This window comes from Pseudodesulfovibrio nedwellii, assembly GCF_027923765.1.
GTDB lineage: Bacteria > Desulfobacterota > Desulfovibrionia > Desulfovibrionales > Desulfovibrionaceae > Pseudodesulfovibrio > Pseudodesulfovibrio nedwellii.
On sequence record NZ_AP026709.1, the window covers coordinates 821,050 to 839,235 of the forward strand.

Genomic DNA, 18,186 nt, shown 5'->3' on the forward strand with positions numbered 1-18,186 from the left:
TACTACTATTTTTTGTTTTTTTTCAGATCAACGGTCTTTTCAGCCACTATACCCAATCGATCAATTCCAGCACCTTTGATTTCACCCATAATCATAACCACAGTACCATAGGCCACATCTTTGTCGGCGCGCAAAAACAGTTGTTTCTTCTGCTTGGCAACCAGTCGCTTCAGATGATCCTGTAATTCGTCCAGCCCAACCTGATATTCATCGAGAAACAGCGTGCCATCCTTCTTGACTGACAACACTAGATGCTCGGAATCCTGTGGCAAATTCTTGACTGTCTTGGTCACGGGCAGATCAACCTCGACCCCCTGTGTCATAAGTGGCGCAGTGACCATAAAAATGATCAACAATACCAACATCACGTCTACAAATGGCGTGACATTAATTTCATTGAGAAAACCGCCTCCTGTCTTAATAGCCATGAGGCGCTCCTACCTTTTCTCGGGCTTGGATGCCCAGGCAATTTCGCGCTCGGCACGGTTCAAGAAGGCACCGGCAAAATCAATCAAGCCGGTCTCGACTTCACCCAGTTTGCCAAGGAAATAGTTGTAAAAAATAGTGGCAGGAATAGCGACCAGCAACCCGATAGCCGTCGCAATCAACGCTTCGGAGATACCCGGAGCAACTGTTGCCAACGCTGCGGACTGAGCCAAACCAATGGAATGAAAGGAATGCATAATTCCCCAAACCGTACCAAACAACCCAATAAAGGGGGCTGCATTGGCACAAGTCGCCAAAAATGGCAGATTACGAGTTAAAACACGCATTTCCTTCGAGATGCCCTGCTTGAGGACACGACGCAGAGTGTCCTTGACGAGTAACCGTTTACGCTCTCGATTGACGTCCGCCTTTTCCAGCAACCGAAATTCATGCACTGCCAAGGTCGATACACGGGATAAAGGAGATTGATCTTTGTCGCCCAAGACCTTCAGGCCAGAGGTCAGATCCTGTGCATCCATAAAAGCATCATAGCCCTGCATGACCTTTTTCCGGGCTGAACCAATGGTGAAAAATTTAAAAAAGATAATAGTCCAACTCCATACAGACATCAGAGCAAGAAAAATCATCACCAATTTTACAGCCAATGTCGCCCCTGTCAGGAGGGTCAACATGTCACTCTCAGGCAAAAAATTCATGGTGGCACCTATACTTTAATCTTCGGGCTAGAAAGCCCCATTATGCAAAGAAAGCCGGGCTTAACCCAAGCCACGGCTTTCCGATGTCACTTTGACGTATACACTTCCATAGTCACAATTGTGCGACAACGTAAAATTACTTCATGCATCGCTGAACAATCTCCCAGGCATTGGACCCTGTCTGGCGATACTCTTCAACCGTCAACCCGGCCCCGAGTGCAATGGTTTTTCGCAAGTCGCTGCTTATCAAATCACACGGGGCATGGGCGTCATTATTCACGACCAGTTTAGCTCCATGCTTTCTGGCAAGGGCCGCCACATGCCCATTTGTGTAGCTATGCCCACCGCGAGTGGTGATTTCCAAAGCCACTCCTTTTTCAACAGCCAGTTTTACTTCTTCGTCGGTGATCAAGCCAGGATGAGCCAAAACATCAACACCGGCTTCGATAGCAGCCAGATTGGTCCCAGGGGCAACGGGTTCAACCGGAGTCTCTCCGTGAACCAAAACAACCTGAGCACCGGCTTTTCTCGCATCTTGCACCATTCCCTCAATCAACGCAGGCGGAACATGTGTCAGTTCTACCCCTGCCATCACATTGATATCAAAGAAATGCCCATGTTTTTTTACGAACCGGAGAATATTCTCCAGCGTATAATACATGGTGCTTTCATCCGCATGATCAGTCATGCAGAGAGCCTTGTATCCGGCAACCTCAGCCCTACGCACAAGTTCGGCAGGAATAAGTTCACCGTCGCTAAAAATCGTGTGTGTATGCAGATCAATCATTGCAGGCCTACATTTTGTATTTAATGTCGTCTTCAGAGAGCTTTTCCAACTCATCCACCCATGTATCAGAATCCTCTGTGCTGATAACGGTCTCAGCATGTTCCGGAAACGGCGCACCGGCCTCTTCAAGAACGGATTCACTCGCTAAAATTTTGCACTCGGCACGAACAGCCAGAGCAATGGCATCCGAAGGACGACTGTCGATCCGACGGGTCTCCTTATCGGTGGTGACCACTATTTCCGAAAAAAAAGTTCCGTTTTCGATGTCGGTGATTTCCACTCTGGTAATCGTACCACCCAAAGCACGAATCGCATTCAGCAGTAAGTCATGAGTCATAGGACGAGGAAACGGAACTTCGTTGATAGCCATAGAAATAGACATGGCCTCGACAGCACCAATCCAGATAGGCAAGACTTTGGTTTCATCCATGTCCTTAAGGACGATAATAGGCGACTTGCCCGACTCGTCCAATGCAAGTCCGAATATTTCCACCTCTACCACGGCTGACCAATCCTTTCCCCATTCAAGGAGTGTTTCTTTGCTTCAACAATTTTCACAGGAACCATCATGCCGACAAGGCCGCTGTCGCAATCAATGTCTACATTCACAATTCTTCCAGCCGGATCGCGTCCTTTCCAGGCGGTCATGGGACCATCCTGCTTACGGCTCAATCCTTCAATAAAAGCAATAGTCTCATTGCCAACGAGATTCTTTAGACATTTTCTAGTAATATTATTTTGCAGAGTCTGCAAGCGCATCAGTCGTTCAGATGCTTCTTCCGGGGATACTTTCGGTTCCATATTCACCGCAGCCACCCCTGGTCGGTCAGAATACTTGAAAGAAAAACTGGATTCAAATCCAACTTTTTCCACCATATCAAGTGTTTCCTGAAAATCTTCCTCAGTCTCACCGGGGAAACCAACAATAATATCCGTGGTCAACGCAATATCCGGCCTCGCAGCCTTCAACCCATCAACGATGGAAAGATACCGCGTAATATCATACTTACGACGCATGGCCTTGAGTACTCTGTCAGATCCGGCCTGCATGGGCAGATGCAAAGACGGACAGACATTTTCAAGCTCTCCAAATGCAGCAATGACCTCAGGAGCAATATCTTTGGGATGGGATGTCGTAAATCTGAGTCTTTCCAATCCTTCGATGGCAGCCACACTCGTCAGCAAGTCCGCGAAACTGACGCCAACACCGCCCTTGTCCAACCCAAAGCTGTTGACGTTCTGACCAAGCAGGGAAATTTCACGAACGCCACTTTCCACCAATAAACGACATTCGTCGATAACGGCTTCCGGATGGCGAGACTTTTGCCGCCCCCGCGTATAAGGCACTATACAGTACGAACAAAAATTATCACACCCCTGCATGATGTTCACGAACGCCTGTCGTGTCTTTTGAATAGTAATAGTCTTTTCTTCGGGTTGCTCTCGTTCTTCATAAATAGGAACAAAATCAAGCAATGCCAAACGTTCTTCCTTGCCTGCTGCGATACGTTCCAAGGCGTTGGGAGCATCTGCGATTCCATCAGAGCCAAATACAAGCTTAACGAAAGGGAAACGGTCAAAAAACCCCTTTCCCACTTGCTGGGCCACACATCCCCCCACAGCCGCGAAAACATTCTCATCACGTTTCACATGTGCAGCGATACGGCCAAGCTCACTGTAAACCTTCTGCTCCGGTTTATCCCGGACACTGCACGTATTGAGAATAAAGACCTGTGCCTCGGATTCATCGGCTTCAACCCACCCCCGACTTTCCAAAGCGCGGTTAAGCCACTGCGAATCATGCACGTTCATCTGACACCCAAAGGTGGTGATGTGAAATTTCATATATACTATCCTACCCACTATACGGGCAGTTGAAGGTTATTCTAAATCACTACGCCCCGTGCAAGCCAATTAAACATTGGCGAGCCACGTGTCCAGAAAGTGCAAGGCTTTTCCCAAAGTTTCCTTTGCGGTCAATCGCGTGTTGTCGATGACGAGTTCCGCCTCCGGGTCCATCTCGAACTCAACATCCACGCCGAGGACCTCACCCAGCCCCTCAAATTGTTCACCGGTCTTCTTGCGTTGCAAAGCCTTTGCGTACAACCCGGCCATAACAAGCCCTTCTGATCGATCAGACTCCCGACGAATGGCCTCAGAGAGATCACACTGAACGAATATTTCTGCAAACCGAGGGAGTTTTTGCCGCGCATACTGACGCATGGACTGTTTGTACGCAGAGCCATCCATCAATACATTCTTGCCCTGTCGCGCAAGTTCCGCCACTTCATTGACAAAAAGAACGTATGCCTTTTCGCGCTCTTCAGACGTATAATGAGGATGCGGGAAATATGATTTACGCCGCTCATCCATCTGAAGCAAAGCGACCTCAAGTCCTCGGGCTTCCATGGATGTAAGCACACCTTTCGCCAACGTGGACTTTCCGCTTCCAGGCAACCCGACAATCCAGAGCGCCCACCCCGATACGCTTTCGGACATGTCTACTCCAAATATTTATTAATATTCTCCCAATCAAAAACATCGTCCTCAAGCACATTGCCCACAAAATTGAAAAGCCTTCGACGAACAGACTCGGGATGATCAGGATACCATTCCGGTGACGCGATGACCAACCCACGAAAAACACAAAACGGTGCCATGACGTCAAATATTTCCGTATCGCCTGTACGGGCTATATATTCCTCGACATACGCCCGATACAACTTCTCAAAAGGTCCACTCATCCGATCATGACCGTAAAGACTCCACAACAGATAATTAATAGCCATGGTCGCCAAATCTCCTGCAGGCTCTCCCCATTCACCACGACTGCGATCAAGGACTGAAAATTCTCCATTATCAGTGACAAGCACATTCCAGGGATGAAAATCGCCATGAACAACACTCAATCTATGGGCGTAGCCTTTGAGTTTCCATCGCCAATCAATGAGACGTTTTTCCAAAGCCATGAATTCATTATCGTCAAACGGCGCATACGGATGCGGAAACGCTTCATCAATCAGCCCGAGAATGCATTCACTTGAACCAATCAGGTTGCGAATACGCCGATAATACAAATGGGAATCGTCGAGCTTAACGCTGTGCGCCCGGGCAAGCCACCGGGCAAACTCTCGTGCAGTCTCAACATCTGATTCACAAAAATCACCAGACTTGATTCTGTCGAGATCAAGGAAGTAATCATGCCCTTCCAATTTCTCATTGAGAATAAAAAATTCTTTGGGCTCATCCACCGGAATCAGGGAATCCGAACCATCGACATACCCAAGCCCAAGCGGATGAACATGACGTTCCATGCGTGCTGAAGTCTCATACTGAAACATGAGGATTGCTCCCCGGTCCCAATAGAACTGATGACCATATTTGTCCCCTTTCATCACGGACAAAACAGCCTCTCGCATCTCGCCACCGACCTCGAATTGAAGCAGTAAGGGCTTGCCGTAGCCAAACCCTTTCATGCCCTGTTCATCTAGATTGCCAATAGAACCGGCCCCGACAAGTCGGGCGTCATCTCCGAAAGCACGCTTCAAATATGCCTCAATGGATTTGATCTTCAATTCGATCATGACGCCCTCCCCGGCGGGACCTTTTATAACTTATTCCATAGGACCAAAAACGGCCTCATATCGAGCAGTAAACTCATCCATAGTAAAGAAGTGTTCCTGCGTCCCATTCTTTTCCACAGCATAGGTCGCACAGGTCGCTCCCAGCTTGCAGGCATCCACCACAGTCTTACCCAGGGACAATCCCTTGAGCAGCCCTGAGCGAAATGCATCGCCTGCACCAGTGGGATCAACCACGGCTTCAGCGGGAACAACGTCCACGAGCGTTTCTTCGCCTTTGCAGTTCACAGCAGAGCCTTTTTCGCCCAACGTCGTGATGAGATAGGCTACAGAATCCAGAATATCATCTTTGGACATTCCCGTGGTATTCATGATCATCTCCAATTCATAATCATTGGTGATGAGAATTTCAGCGTCCAAAAAGGCCTCTTTAAGCTGCTCACTGGTAAAAGCCGGAATCTGCTGACCCGGATCGAAAATGAAAGGAATTTTGTTCTCTCGGTAATATTTGGGATGATCTATCATATCCCCCAGATTGCCGGGAGAAATAATACCCAGCGCATCATCGCCATTGATCTTGGACATATCATATTGGCAGGGGTATTTCATAGCTCCGGGGTTGAAACCTGTGATCTGGTTATCAGACTGATCGGTAGTGATGTAGGCTCCGGCTGTGAACTCCTGATCAAGAGTACGAATCCCTTCCACAGAAAAACCGAATTGATGTAAACGGTCGTCATAGGCTGCGAAATCCTTACCAACCTGGCTGAGAATAACAGATTTTTCGTCAAGCAATGCAAGGCTATAGGCAATATTACCGGCGGTGCCGCCAAACCTCTCGGTCAGACCGTCCACAAGAAAGCACACATTTAAAATATGAATTTTGTCAGGAAGGATATGATTGGAGAATTTATCAGGGAATGACATGATGCGGTCGAAAGCAAGAGAACCGGTAACATAAATATTCATTGTAACTCCTCAAAAGGTGGCTGGATTTTTCACCGGGAAGGTACGTTCTTGGTCCCATTACTGTCAACGGTCTGCCAATATTAAAAAAGTATATTCATGATACCATGGTTTCTCCGTTGATCCATTGTAAAAAATCCAGATTGCCACCGGTGATGGGGAATGCCACGACACACGGCACCTCATAACTGTGCATAGCCTTAACAGCTTCCGTCAACTCATGAACTAAACTGTCACGAGTCTTGGCAAGAAGCACTACTTCCTCTGCCTTCTCTACCTTGCCTTTCCACCAATACATGGATTTCATGCCGCCAAGGATATTCACACACGCGACCAATCGACGTTCCAGAAGAACTGTTCCGATATTTTCCGCTTCGATCATCGTTTCACATGTCATATAAATAAGTGTTTCATCCATAGAATCTCCCTTGTAGAAAGTCTCACCAATGATACATGCTTTAAAGACGGGCGCAAAGTATAGCGAACAATTGGGACTTGAGCGATGGAAAAGCAGGTGCTAACACCGTCCATCACGGAGACATCATGAAAAAGAAAGAACGCGCATCAGAAATATACGCACGACTGGCCAAGCGGTACCCTTCACCGAAACCGGCTCTGACCTGGGCTACCCCATGGGAATTGCTCGTGGCGACGGCTCTCTCCGCCCAATGTACTGACGAACGGGTAAACAAAGTTACTCCTGTTTTTTTTGAACGATGGCCCGAAATCGAAGATGCAGCCAATGCCGAAGTGACAGACATTGAGGAAGTAGTTCGCTCCACCGGTTTTTTTCGCAACAAGGCTAAAAACATCAAAGCGGCAGCCCTGCGTGTCATGACAGAATACGACGGCACAGTTCCGCAAACCATGGCGGAACTGATCACACTTGGTGGCGTTGCTCGAAAAACCGCCAGCATAGTTCTCTCTAATGCATTCGGCGTTAATGAAGGCATTGCCGTAGACACCCATGTCAAACGGCTCGCTTTCCGTATGGGACTTACCACCAAAACAGACCCCATTCCCATTGAAAAAGACCTCATGCCACTGTATCCACGTGAACAATGGGGCGATATCAACCATTATCTTGTTTTTTATGGTCGCGAGGTCTGTCCGGCACGGAAGCCCAAATGCGATATATGCGAACTCAACGACATCTGCCCCAAAAAGGGAGTCAAATAATGACCAAACCCGGTAAATTTACAGTCCACAATACCGACGGCAAGGCACGACGTGCGACTTTGAGCACGGCACACGGCGACATCCAGACACCTATTTTCATGCCCGTAGGCACTCAGGGCACGGTCAAGAGTTTGACCCCACTTGACCTAGAGGAAATGGATGCTCAAATCATACTCGGCAACACATACCATCTCTATCTTCGCCCCGGTGACGAACTGGTCGCTCGGCGCGGCGGTCTGCACAAGTTTTCCAACTGGAAACGCCCGATCCTGACAGACAGTGGTGGCTTTCAGGTCTTCAGTCTGCAAGGCATTCGTAAACTTTCTGAGGAAGGCGTGGAATTCAGATCGTATCTGAATGGTTCCAAACATTTTTTCTCGCCGGAAAAAGCCATCGATATCCAGAAAAATCTCGGTTCAGATATCATGATGGTCCTTGATGAATGTGTGGGCTACGGTAATGACCGTAAGTACACTGAAAAATCTCTCGAAATGACCACACGCTGGGCGCAACGGTGTCGCGATCACTATCCCAAGGGAAGCGGTGAACAACTTATGTTTGGTATTGTTCAAGGCGGTTTTCACAAAGATCTACGAGAAAAAAGCCTTTATCAATTGCGAAAAATCGACTTTGAAGGCTTTGCCATCGGTGGTCTGTCTGTTGGTGAATCCACCGAAGAGATGTACGATATTCTGCACCACATTGCCCCGAAAATGCCGGAAAAAAAACCCCGCTACCTTATGGGGGTTGGTACTCCTCTGGATATTCTGGAAGGCGTATCCGCCGGAGTCGACATGTTCGATTGCGTCCTGCCTTCACGTAACGCACGCAACGGGACCCTGTTCACTTCCATGGGTAAGATCAACATCAAACGTGCAGAATTTACCGAAGACGATTCACCGCTTGATCCTAATTGCAACTGCTACACCTGCCGCAACTTCACCAAGGCATACCTACGGCATCTGTATCAGGCCAAAGAGCTTTTGTCGTACAGGTTAAACACCTACCACAATCTCTACTTCTATCTGGATCTCATGAAACAAATCAGGGCAGCCATTGAAAACGGAACATTCAATGAACTCAAGGCGCACTACGAAACCGCCTACGCAAAATAAAAGGATCAGAACGATGTGTGAGAGCAGGTTCCCATATGTTCATCCTCAGGCGCAATGCCCAGAATGGACGAGGAATACTGCTCCGCGCAATCAAGCAGAGTGAGATTTGCCTCACTCTGACGGGTATCGTCGGCCAAAGTCCCAAGTAACCTGTCCAGAAAACCGAACTTCTGGTCAAACTCCTCAAAAACCCTGTGTTCACCATCCATGTTCACCACACGGATGATATCCAACACACGAATTTCATCCAACGATCTGGCCGGAGCATATAACTCACACCCCTTTACGTCAGCCAACACCGTATACCCTGCCTTTTGCAACAGATTGAACAGGTCAGAAACCAATGTCGCCGGAGCCATAAGTCCATCCGATATCTCTTCTACGGACGGCAGAGGCTTGCCCGCATAAAATCTCTTGGCAAGCACGATCATCATCAAAACCGCTATTTTTTGACGTTCATACGGCGTGGCTTCGCCAAAAAATCGCTGCTTCACGAAAGAATTAAGATTTTGCCAACTGTAGCTCACCTCAGACCCAAGCAAAACAATAAGCCAACTTATATAAATCCAAATAAGCAAAAGGGGCAATTGAGCAAAACTGCCATAAATAGCATTATACTTGGCCGCGCCGATTTGCCAATTGATATACAGCCATTGCGCCATCTGCCACAACACACCACCGACAACCCCACCGATAAGAGCGGCAACCATATTCACACGCGTATAGGGAATAAAGGCATACATAAACATAAATGCCAATGAAATAAGTATGTATGGAGCCACCTTAAGAAAAATTGTCTCAAGAAATCCGACCGCCTCAACACTCAAAAGATCGGTCATCATCTGTTGCTGTTGAAGACTGACGTTGAAACTCGAAGCGACAATCAACACAAGAGGACAAATTAAAATAACCGGGAAAAAATCGGCTATTTTTCGCCAAGGAGAACGGCCCTTGGTTACATTCCAGATGGTATTAAAGGCCTTTTCCGTGGTCCCAATGAGGGAGAATACCGTAAAAAGCAATGTGGCCACACCAACCCACCCCAACGCTTGAACATTGGTTCGGTCAATATATTCAATAATTTTGTCTGCGACCTCAACACGGCCTGTGGTAAGCTTAAGAATGAGAGTTCTAATAAAGTCGGTATTTTGCAGTCCAAACCCTTTGGAAATGGAAAAAGCAACGGCAAGAAATGGAACAATTGACAGAATGGTTGTAAATGTCAGAGCTGCTGCACGAATAACAGTCTGGTCCTTGATAAAACCGAACCCAACCAAATAAAGCAGACGGCTTGCCCCGCGCCAAAGACGAATATAGCCCGGAGTTTCCGGTGTATTTCTTACCCAGATACCTTCAAGGAAAAGCCGTTTCACATTTCGGGATGTTCGTTCCAACTTGGCTGCACTCATGAGGACTCCACTCGTATCCACCTGTTTCACTACCTGCCTATCTATCGAGTAACATACCTTATTTTTCGCTCAACAGGCAAGGCAACGAATCGCATTAGAAAAGATCACGTAAAAACTCAAAAGACGTCTTTGGTATGCTCAAAATATTGTACACGGTATCGTGGACGATCTTGCCCGTAGGAATTTCAACCTGTGGATCAGTCAGCTTACCTACCAATTTAATGGTAACACTCGGAACCACCACAAAATCATTACGGATTGCGAGATCTATAGAATTATCCGGCAAACTAAAAGAACCTTCTCCATAGGACTGAAGGACAGGAGGAGCTTCAACACGGAATTTATCAGCAGTAAACACACCTTTTTTGACAGAAAAATCGGTGACGGCTTTTTGAAACGGTGTTCGCGGAAGAGGTTTCTGCTGAGTCTCTTTACCCACAGTATCAGTCGATCTTTTCGCTGAAATTTGCTCAGGTTTGGAATTATAGCCAGTAAATTTAAATGAACCATTGGATACGCGTACATTGGTGGTTCCTTGAAGATTGGCCAGAATGTCATCATCAGTCGTGCCCCGACTCTTGAGATCTATGTCTACATCAGTTTTACCGCGGATATAATCTCGTTTGGTCATATCTTTCAAAAGCGGACCAACCTGCATATTCTCCACATCAAGAACAAGATCCGTACTCAATGATATTTCGCTTACCTGTCCTGTCCAATCACCCGTCAAGGAACCTCCATGAAGCTGCCCCTGCACTTTGGAAACATGGATATCGCCGTTATCGGCTCTCAACCGCCCGGTTAAACGAGTTGCACGTATGTCGGCCAAAGTGAATGAATCGAAGGCGACTTTACCGCTTAAACGAAGAGCTCGTAAAAATTCCAAAGGGAGCCTTACCGGCTGAGCCTCTGGTATTTTACCTGTACGAGAATTCGGTTTGCGTGAGGGTGGAAGATATCGATCCAAATCGAAATCCCCAGCTGTCATAGTAAAGGCAAGTACTGGATTTTTAAATCCAGCTCCAGCCACACGGCCCTTAATAGGCATGCCATCAAGTTCACCGCGTAATTCACTCAACACAAAACCTTCTTTATCAATAGAAAATCGAGTATTAAGGACAGCCTTGGTCAAAGCTGTTGTATCTTTTGTTCTGAGAGCCTTACCCGTCAATAAATAGATCACACGCTTGGGATTAGCTCCAGAGATTGAGACGCCCCCACTACCCTTGAATTTCCCGTGCAAATCAGTCAATTGACCTGAACCGGTTATCGAGGTTTCCAAAACTCGTATAAAGCCTTCCGACAAAGCCAGTGTTCCTTTTTCAGAATCAAAGACAACAGTTCCGTTAGCTGTCACTCTTTTGGCTTGCTTAGGTAACAACGAAGACGTCACATGACCATTCATAGCCATGCCGGAACTCCTAACCTCTCCATCATCAATCCCAAAGGACAATGGACCTTGCGCAATCAGAGAGAGAGTTTCGACATTTTTCCCACCACGAGTTTTGGCAGTAACATCAACGATACTGTTCCACTCTGTCTCTAAAATCCCTTGAGCAGGAGTCACACTCACGTTTACATCAGCTTTGGAATAATGCAGCTCCCGCGGTTGCCCAGATTTCTCTTCGTATCGAGAAAATCCTCTGCCCAACGAAAATCCAACAGAACTTTTCAAATGACGTAAAATTGAAATGGATCGCTCTTCAGGAGGACATTTCATTGTGGCAACCGATGTTGAGATCGTGCATCTCCCGGCCCCCCCTACAAAAAGAGGGGAATGTTGCAACAGAGTAAATCCGTCTTTCGAAGAATGAGCATTAATCAAAGTTTCGATAGCCAAAGTAGGAACGCCAGACTGTGAAGAGCTACCGAGAGTTACGTCCATAGAGCCCGTAAGTGACGTCAATTTGTGCCGAGCAGATTCCGCAATAAAAGATATTTTTGAATTCTGTGCAGCTACTTTGAGACGTATATCAGAAATATGTGCACCCATGACTTTGAGTCCGTCTGCTCGAATGGCACCCTTTCCTCTAAATTTTTTAAAAAAATTCAAATGGAAATCATTCCAAACAAAGGGAGTTCCTGTCACAAATAGAGGAAGATACCGATCAAGTTCAATAGTATTGCTGCGTAAAACAAAATCGAATACCGGCTTTGAATACCCTGTGATGCTCAAATTGCCCCGCACAATCAGATCATCAAGTGTAAAGGCCAAATTTTCAAAGGACACTCCTTTGTCCGACACTTTGACAAAGGTCGTCATAGCCCCGCTAGTAAGACCATTCACCTTGCTGAGTGGTAACGACGGAGCATGCCGAGCAATCAACTCGGAAGGGATGAACGGATGCACAGTCACAAGCCCTTCCGCCGTAAAGCCCTTACTCAGATTACCACTTTTAAGATTACCTTCCGCTCGAAGTCCCAAAAAAAGAACCTGTAAATCTCGTAACCCAACAGAACGATTCTTCCAGTCCACATCAAGATACGCTGTTAATTCACCAGGAGCAGCTCCTTCTGGTAGAAAATCACCTGAAACAGTGCCGTACACTGAAGAATCCTTAAGGGTAACCTCCGAACCATCTGAAGAAACTCGGACAACCCCCTTCAACGTCAATGCTGAAAAAAGTCCTTGTTCAGCCCATGAAAAATCACTGCTCACGGAAAACGGGACATCTTCTCCGGGCCGAAACATGCCGGTCCTCAAATCAATACCACTCAATCGGTATTCACTCTGGGTGGGGATATCGCGGTAAAGAACTTCCGCGTCAACAATCTCGACAGCTTCTACAGAGAACTTCCAACCGTCCAACAACGTAGAGGAATCATCATCCTTTTGGTTGACGGTACTATCCAAGAGAGTTTGCCAGTTAAACAGACCATTTTCACTATAAATCACAGAGCCCTGCATACCTTCAACAACTACAGACTCAATTTGGAGCTGCTTGGAAAGCAACGGCAGAACCTCAACCATAATGCGAATAGTATCGAACTCGGCAGCAGGCCCCGTTCCAAAAGCCGGGGTCTCCTCAACAGTCAACCCTTCAACTTCTAAGGCTAAATCAGGCCAAACGACAATATCAAGCTCGCCGGCAAGCTCCACCTTTCTATCAAGGATCACACTTAACTTTTGGGTAAAAGTTGTGCGAAAATCGTCGGTATCAATATAGTATGAAGCCCAAAACAAAGCGACGGTCGCCCCGAAAAGAAGGGCAACACATAACTCCACTAAGAGAAGAAGCAATCGTTTAATCGCTACTCGCATCAGGGACACCTCCGTCCCTATCGTCAGTTTCATCTACTTTTGTCTTATAAAACACACTTGTGCCTAAATCCAAGCCGGTCTTCTCTGCAATCCGTTTACACTTGACCTTAAAGGCACAATAAATTCCAGGCCAACGTCCATCGAGTGCTTCAAAATTACCCAGGCCCTTGGACAAAATCACATCAGCCTGTTCCATGATTTTCAAAAATTCAGGGGTACATCTCTCAAGGATGGTTCCGGGCGTATCCACCCCACTCTCAACCACTCGACAAAGCCGTGTCATCCCGACCGTCACAGCATCTTCCATAGTTGCATCATTAATAACCGGGTAGGAACGGACTGCAAATGTGACATCACATCCCATCCGCTTGAATTCTTTAACCAAAAGTTTATCCAAAACAATTTCACCGGTATTATCACCAAGAATAAGCACCTTGGCCCCAGAGAAAATATCGCCCTTCAGACTATTAAGAACCTCAGGTGAAATTGTCCTTGCAACATTGGAAATTTCTTCTTCCAAATCAAACTCGAGCTCGACTCCCCTGTCTATATAGTTACCTATTATCGCAAATTCCAAAGCAAGGGCCAAGGCATCACCATCGTCATTCGCTCTCTCTTGTGCGATCCGAGCCTCCAGGCCAGGCATAAGAGCGGCTACACACCTGTTAGCCTCATCCTTGTCATCACGATAAAGATCGCCACATCCCGTTTTAATGCGTATCAACTCAGCCAAATGACGAGCTATAGCAGGCGGCGGATCGTTCAAATCTAGCTTGGCGAGGGTCTTTCCCCACTCCACGACGATATCCTGTTGCAAAACAATATCATCAGGACAGGCAAGTCGGGCTTCCCGAACAGCCATTTTCATAAAACACGGCATGCAATCCAGAGCAGTATCCATCTGAACACCTATTTACGATATATGATGACGGCAACAAATTTAACGCCGCCAAAGAATTTCAAAAACTTCACAGAACAATCGCACAGCGTCCCGCTCATTGGCAAGACGTGTCAAAAAAACTATATATGAAATTATGAAGAATCGGCAGGAAAATTAGAATGCAACCCAACAATAGATATGCCGGCTTTATCAGCAAATTCGAGGGCCGCTTCTCTATCAAAGAAAAGACTTTTTCCGGCTTCAATACCAAGACAGGTAGCCTTGCCTTCAGCCATAATTTTTAACGTATCCATTCCCAAACTCGGAAGATCGACCTCTTCCTGCTGACCCGGTTTAAAAACTTTAACAACGACACACCCACTACCGCCAAACTCACATCCACGGCGAATAGCGGTATCCGTCCCTTCAAGAGCTTCAACAGCAGCAACAACGCCCTCACGAACAACAAGGCATTGTCCAACATCAAGACGTCCAAGCTCTTTGGCAATCTTCCAAGAAAATCGAAGGTCGTTCCATTCCTGTTCGTCAGGTTCTCGACGAGTCAAAACTCCTTCCGGAGTCAAAAGTTCCGGCAGGAATTTATGCGCAGGTACAACCTGCATTCCCTCTTTATCGAACTCACCTGAAATAAGATTAAGCAAGGCAGAATCACCACGATTCTTTTTGCCAAGAACCAACTTCACAGCACGCATATCCAAATGTCTGATATCCATGACCTTTGGCTTTTCAATTGTCCCTGCCATAATCACATTCTCAACACCGTTGGACTTCAAGTAATTGATAAGCTTGTTCAACTTACCCAACTTAAGTTCCATCCAGACATCGGCCAAAGGGACAACATCCATATTGGTGTGCCCAGTAAATCCAGCCACAACGAGTTTGTGACCTTTAGCTTTAACGCCTTGAGCAACGAGAACAGGGAACTGCATTCCCCCAGCGATGAGACCGATGGTCTTTACGGATTCTGACATAATAAAAGGGACTTAGTTAGCGTTTCCGCTACGTTGTTTATGATCAGGTGTCACACCATTTTTGCTTTCACGAATGAAAGAAACCAGACGGTCTACTTCTGCAATACCTGTAATTTCTTCCTCAACGAGGGCAAGCCCGTCATCGCGCTTCAAACCTGAACGGAAAATAGTCTTGTAGGCCCGTTTCAATCCTTTACAAGCATCACTGTCGAATCCATTCCGGCGCAAGCCAATGAGATTTGGACCAAAAAGCATTCCACGAACGCCATGAGCCAACATAAATGGAGGAACATCAAGTTTATACCCACTGGCGCCGCCCAAAAAGGCATACTCGCCAATACGAATAAACTGCTGCACAGCCGACAAGCCACTGATTATGACATTGCGCCCGACCTCAACATGCCCTGCCAACTGTACAGCATTGGCAAGAATCGCGTTGTCACCAACAGAACAATCGTGAGCAATATGAGAATAAGCCATAAACATGCAGTTAGAACCAATCTTTGTTTCCTCGGAACCTTGAACAGTACCGCGATGAATTGTGACACACTCACGAATGATGTTGTTATCACCAATACGAGTATATGTTTTTTCACCTTTATAGGCGCTATGCTGCGGCTCTCCACCAATCACGGCATGGGGATGAACGTGGTTATTCTTGCCAAGCTCAGTATTAGCCTGAATAACTGTATGCGATTCTAAAAATGTTCCATCGCCCACTTTTGCTTCCGCCCCAATAACGACATAAGGCCCAATGTGGACGTTTTCACCGATTTCAGCAGTCTGATCAATAACGGCAGTTGAATGAATATCGGTCGACATCTTACATGACCCCTTTGTCCGCAATGGCTGCGGAGAACTCGCCCTGACACGTAACTTGTCCATCAACTTTAGCTACGCCGCGCATTTTCCAAATATTCAACTTATGTCGTTCATAGTGAACGCAAAGTTCCAACTGATCACCGGGCACCACGGGTCTGCGGAATTTCACTTTATTCAACCCTGTAAAAAGAAAGACCTTATCTCCAAGCGGTTCATCAATGGAATTTATGACGAGTATTCCACCAGCCTGCGCAAGCGCTTCCAATTGCAACACACCAGGCATGACCGGCATATTCGGAAAGTGTCCTTGAAAATACTCTTCGTTCATGGTGACATTCTTGATAGCTTTAAGACGGACTCCCGGCTCAAGCTCAAGAACTCTGTCTACAAGAAGAAATGGATAACGATGTGGAAGCATCTCCATTATTTTCTGAATATCCAAAATATGTTCATTACTCATTACTATCTCCACCTGCAGCCTGCTCTGTAAAGGACGCAAGTTTCTTTTCCAGTTTCTTCACCCGCTTAAACAAATCAGGCAGTTTGGGCATGCACACACTGGCTGCTTTAAGAAAAGTCCCCGCCTTCATGGCTGGAGTACCGGCAACTTTACTTCCCGGTTCAATGCTTCCGGCCACACCACTCTGTGCACCGACCATCACACCATCACCAATCTTTGCATTGTCAGCGACACCGACCTGTCCAGCCAACACAACTCCGTTGCCAACAATAGTGCTCCCACCAATGCCGACCTGACCGATGACAAGACAATGCTCACCAATCTCGACATTATGTCCAATCTGCACAAGATTATCGATCTTGGTTCCCCGTTTAATACGGGTCGTGTCCAAAGCTGCACGGTCAATTGCCGTATTGGAACCGACTTCAACATCGTTTTCAATCTCCACAGTACCAATCTGTGGAATTTTCATGTGGCCAACCGGAGTCTGAGCATATCCGTAGCCATCTCCACCTATCACAGCACCCGGCTGCAAAATAATATTATCACCAAGGTGCAGACCGCCCATAACGACACAGTTTGGGTACAAAATACACTGTGCCCCTACATGAGTTTTTTCACCCACATAAGCACCGGCAAAAACCACAGTTCCTGGTCCAACAACCGCTCCTTCACCAATAAAGGCAAACGGGTAGACGGTTGCAGAATCATCAACGAGAGCATCAGGATGAACATAGGCCAACTCACTGATTCCACTCAAACATCCCTGAGGACGGGCAAAGAGATTAACAACTTTTGCCAGATCCATATAGATATTATCGCTGATAAGGGCACATTGGACCTTGTCGGCATAAGGGCCGGATGTGAGAACACATCCGGCCTTCGTTGTTTCGAGTAGGTGCTGATATTTCGGATTAACAAGAAATGAAAGCTCTCCATTTCCGGCCTTATCCAGGGTATTCACCCCAGTAATATCAATGTCAGCACCAGTATATTCAAGCCCAAGCTCCGTGGCCAAGGCTGACAATTTCATGCTCATGGTCTACTTTCCGGATTTTTTCATCTTATCGAGTTCTTTGATGATATCGGCAGAAATATCCAAACCGTCCGCAATAAACGCAAGACCGGGGGTATTTTTGTCAAAAGCAATGCTAAACTTGTTTGCGGTGCAGAATTCCATGACAACCTTTTCCAACTTCTGAAGAACGGGCTTGCCCAGTTGATTCTGGTCGCGCTGAATGGACTTCTGATAAACCTGAAAATCTTCAGTCCAATCACGGCTTCTACGACGAATTTCAACAATCTTGTCCTGCATGGTCTTTTCGTCAAAGGCCTTGCTCTCAATCTGCACTTTCAGTTTCTCAAGAGCCTCTCTCTCCTTCTTGAGCTGCTCGCCACGAGCACCAAACTTGGCATCAAGCTTTGCCCTTACATCTTTGCCATAGAGGCAATCCTGCATGACCTTTTTGGCGTCAAAAACACCAATCTTGGTTTCGGCAAATGCTACGGCCTGGAAAAGAAAGACAAAACAAACAGCCAGCAGACACACTTTTTTCATTGTATAACTCCTTAAATGAAAATCATCTTTAAA

Annotated in this window: 19 protein-coding genes; 2 read left to right on the plus strand and 17 right to left on the minus strand. The window is 46.7% G+C overall.

The window, feature by feature from the left end:
- Nucleotides 1-5 precede the first annotated feature (5 nt).
- From tolR to cutA, 9 genes are all read right to left on the minus strand, one after another.
- A complete protein-coding gene (gene tolR / locus SYK_RS04025) occupies nucleotides 6-428 on the minus strand; it encodes a protein TolR (protein ID WP_281762322.1) in 423 nt (140 codons plus the stop codon).
- Between the two features lie 9 nt (nucleotides 429-437).
- A complete protein-coding gene (locus tag SYK_RS04030) occupies nucleotides 438-1,142 on the minus strand; it encodes a MotA/TolQ/ExbB proton channel family protein (RefSeq protein WP_281762323.1) in 705 nt (234 codons plus the stop codon).
- Between the two features lie 136 nt (nucleotides 1,143-1,278).
- Nucleotides 1,279-1,929, minus strand: a complete 651-nt coding sequence (locus SYK_RS04035) for a histidinol phosphate phosphatase domain-containing protein (protein ID WP_281762324.1) — start codon at nucleotides 1,927-1,929, stop codon at nucleotides 1,279-1,281.
- Between the two features lie 7 nt (nucleotides 1,930-1,936).
- A complete protein-coding gene (locus tag SYK_RS04040; protein WP_281762325.1) occupies nucleotides 1,937-2,431 on the minus strand; it encodes a bifunctional nuclease family protein in 495 nt (164 codons plus the stop codon).
- The gene (gene miaB, locus SYK_RS04045; RefSeq protein ID WP_281762326.1) at nucleotides 2,425-3,774 is read right to left on the minus strand and encodes a tRNA (N6-isopentenyl adenosine(37)-C2)-methylthiotransferase MiaB; all 1,350 of its coding nucleotides are present in this window, start codon (nucleotides 3,772-3,774) and stop codon (nucleotides 2,425-2,427) included. The genes SYK_RS04040 and miaB overlap by 7 nt, the downstream gene beginning before the upstream one ends.
- Nucleotides 3,775-3,843: 69 nt before the next feature.
- Nucleotides 3,844-4,428, minus strand: a complete 585-nt coding sequence (locus SYK_RS04050) for an adenylyl-sulfate kinase (protein WP_281762327.1) — start codon at nucleotides 4,426-4,428, stop codon at nucleotides 3,844-3,846.
- A 2-nt stretch (nucleotides 4,429-4,430) separates the two neighbouring features.
- Nucleotides 4,431-5,513: a phosphotransferase family protein gene (locus tag SYK_RS04055; protein ID WP_281762328.1), complete on the minus strand. Its 1,083-nt coding sequence runs from the start codon at nucleotides 5,511-5,513 to the stop codon at nucleotides 4,431-4,433.
- A gap of 30 nt (nucleotides 5,514-5,543) precedes the next feature.
- Entirely contained in the window at nucleotides 5,544-6,479 is a 936-nt protein-coding gene (locus tag SYK_RS04060; protein ID WP_281762329.1) for a carbohydrate kinase family protein, read from the minus strand.
- Between the two features lie 94 nt (nucleotides 6,480-6,573).
- Nucleotides 6,574-6,894 (minus strand): divalent-cation tolerance protein CutA, encoded by a 321-nt coding sequence (gene cutA / locus SYK_RS04065; RefSeq protein ID WP_281762330.1) that lies wholly within the window; start codon nucleotides 6,892-6,894, stop codon nucleotides 6,574-6,576.
- Nucleotides 6,895-7,019: 125 nt separating this feature from the next.
- On the opposite strand from cutA, the gene nth reads away from it, so the two are divergent.
- Together nth and tgt are read left to right on the plus strand one after the other, a co-directional pair.
- Nucleotides 7,020-7,655, plus strand: a complete 636-nt coding sequence (nth, locus tag SYK_RS04070) for an endonuclease III (RefSeq protein WP_281762331.1) — start codon at nucleotides 7,020-7,022, stop codon at nucleotides 7,653-7,655.
- Complete coding sequence (gene tgt, locus SYK_RS04075) at nucleotides 7,655-8,770, plus strand: tRNA guanosine(34) transglycosylase Tgt (protein ID WP_281762332.1); 1,116 nt, start codon at nucleotides 7,655-7,657, stop codon at nucleotides 8,768-8,770. Before nth ends, tgt begins: the two co-directional genes overlap by 1 nt.
- A gap of 5 nt (nucleotides 8,771-8,775) precedes the next feature.
- Here the strand turns inward: tgt and SYK_RS04080 are convergent, their stop codons facing one another.
- The 8 genes from SYK_RS04080 to SYK_RS04115 all read right to left on the minus strand — a co-directional run bounded on the left by SYK_RS04080 (nucleotide 8,776) and on the right by SYK_RS04115 (nucleotide 18,153).
- Entirely contained in the window at nucleotides 8,776-10,179 is a 1,404-nt protein-coding gene (locus SYK_RS04080; protein ID WP_281762333.1) for a YhjD/YihY/BrkB family envelope integrity protein, read from the minus strand.
- A 94-nt stretch (nucleotides 10,180-10,273) separates the two neighbouring features.
- The gene (locus SYK_RS04085) at nucleotides 10,274-13,441 is read right to left on the minus strand and encodes an AsmA family protein (protein WP_281762334.1); all 3,168 of its coding nucleotides are present in this window, start codon (nucleotides 13,439-13,441) and stop codon (nucleotides 10,274-10,276) included.
- A complete protein-coding gene (locus SYK_RS04090) occupies nucleotides 13,425-14,342 on the minus strand; it encodes a damage-control phosphatase ARMT1 family protein (protein ID WP_281762335.1) in 918 nt (305 codons plus the stop codon). The genes SYK_RS04085 and SYK_RS04090 overlap by 17 nt, the downstream gene beginning before the upstream one ends.
- A 131-nt stretch (nucleotides 14,343-14,473) precedes the next feature.
- Nucleotides 14,474-15,313: an LpxI family protein gene (locus SYK_RS04095; RefSeq protein WP_281762336.1), complete on the minus strand. Its 840-nt coding sequence runs from the start codon at nucleotides 15,311-15,313 to the stop codon at nucleotides 14,474-14,476.
- Between the two features lie 12 nt (nucleotides 15,314-15,325).
- Nucleotides 15,326-16,135 (minus strand): acyl-ACP--UDP-N-acetylglucosamine O-acyltransferase, encoded by an 810-nt coding sequence (gene lpxA / locus SYK_RS04100; protein WP_281762337.1) that lies wholly within the window; start codon nucleotides 16,133-16,135, stop codon nucleotides 15,326-15,328.
- Between the two features lies 1 nt (nucleotide 16,136).
- A complete protein-coding gene (gene fabZ / locus SYK_RS04105; RefSeq protein WP_281762338.1) occupies nucleotides 16,137-16,595 on the minus strand; it encodes a 3-hydroxyacyl-ACP dehydratase FabZ in 459 nt (152 codons plus the stop codon).
- A complete protein-coding gene (gene lpxD, locus SYK_RS04110) occupies nucleotides 16,588-17,634 on the minus strand; it encodes a UDP-3-O-(3-hydroxymyristoyl)glucosamine N-acyltransferase (RefSeq protein WP_281762339.1) in 1,047 nt (348 codons plus the stop codon). Before lpxD ends, fabZ begins: the two co-directional genes overlap by 8 nt.
- A 3-nt stretch (nucleotides 17,635-17,637) precedes the next feature.
- Complete coding sequence (locus tag SYK_RS04115) at nucleotides 17,638-18,153, minus strand: OmpH/Skp family outer membrane protein (RefSeq protein ID WP_281762340.1); 516 nt, start codon at nucleotides 18,151-18,153, stop codon at nucleotides 17,638-17,640.
- Nucleotides 18,154-18,186: the final 33 nt, after the last annotated feature.

What these genes read in the sequence shown, in the direction of transcription:
- tolR (WP_281762322.1), bottom strand. Translation starts at nt 428, where the DNA reads ATGGCTATTAAGACAGGAGGCGGTTTTCTCAATGAAATTAATGTCACG.
- SYK_RS04030 (WP_281762323.1), bottom strand. Translation starts at nt 1,142, where the DNA reads ATGAATTTTTTGCCTGAGAGTGACATGTTGACCCTCCTGACAGGGGCG.
- SYK_RS04035 (WP_281762324.1), bottom strand. Translation starts at nt 1,929, where the DNA reads ATGATTGATCTGCATACACACACGATTTTTAGCGACGGTGAACTTATT.
- miaB (WP_281762326.1), bottom strand. Translation starts at nt 3,774, where the DNA reads ATGAAATTTCACATCACCACCTTTGGGTGTCAGATGAACGTGCATGAT.
- SYK_RS04050 (WP_281762327.1), bottom strand. Translation starts at nt 4,428, where the DNA reads ATGTCCGAAAGCGTATCGGGGTGGGCGCTCTGGATTGTCGGGTTGCCT.
- SYK_RS04055 (WP_281762328.1), bottom strand. Translation starts at nt 5,513, where the DNA reads ATGATCGAATTGAAGATCAAATCCATTGAGGCATATTTGAAGCGTGCT.
- SYK_RS04060 (WP_281762329.1), bottom strand. Translation starts at nt 6,479, where the DNA reads ATGAATATTTATGTTACCGGTTCTCTTGCTTTCGACCGCATCATGTCA.
- cutA (WP_281762330.1), bottom strand. Translation starts at nt 6,894, where the DNA reads ATGGATGAAACACTTATTTATATGACATGTGAAACGATGATCGAAGCG.
- nth (WP_281762331.1), top strand. Translation starts at nt 7,020, where the DNA reads ATGAAAAAGAAAGAACGCGCATCAGAAATATACGCACGACTGGCCAAG.
- tgt (WP_281762332.1), top strand. Translation starts at nt 7,655, where the DNA reads ATGACCAAACCCGGTAAATTTACAGTCCACAATACCGACGGCAAGGCA.
- SYK_RS04080 (WP_281762333.1), bottom strand. Translation starts at nt 10,179, where the DNA reads ATGAGTGCAGCCAAGTTGGAACGAACATCCCGAAATGTGAAACGGCTT.
- SYK_RS04085 (WP_281762334.1), bottom strand. Translation starts at nt 13,441, where the DNA reads ATGCGAGTAGCGATTAAACGATTGCTTCTTCTCTTAGTGGAGTTATGT.
- SYK_RS04090 (WP_281762335.1), bottom strand. Translation starts at nt 14,342, where the DNA reads ATGGATACTGCTCTGGATTGCATGCCGTGTTTTATGAAAATGGCTGTT.
- SYK_RS04095 (WP_281762336.1), bottom strand. Translation starts at nt 15,313, where the DNA reads ATGTCAGAATCCGTAAAGACCATCGGTCTCATCGCTGGGGGAATGCAG.
- lpxA (WP_281762337.1), bottom strand. Translation starts at nt 16,135, where the DNA reads ATGTCGACCGATATTCATTCAACTGCCGTTATTGATCAGACTGCTGAA.
- fabZ (WP_281762338.1), bottom strand. Translation starts at nt 16,595, where the DNA reads ATGAGTAATGAACATATTTTGGATATTCAGAAAATAATGGAGATGCTT.
- lpxD (WP_281762339.1), bottom strand. Translation starts at nt 17,634, where the DNA reads ATGAGCATGAAATTGTCAGCCTTGGCCACGGAGCTTGGGCTTGAATAT.
- SYK_RS04115 (WP_281762340.1), bottom strand. Translation starts at nt 18,153, where the DNA reads ATGAAAAAAGTGTGTCTGCTGGCTGTTTGTTTTGTCTTTCTTTTCCAG.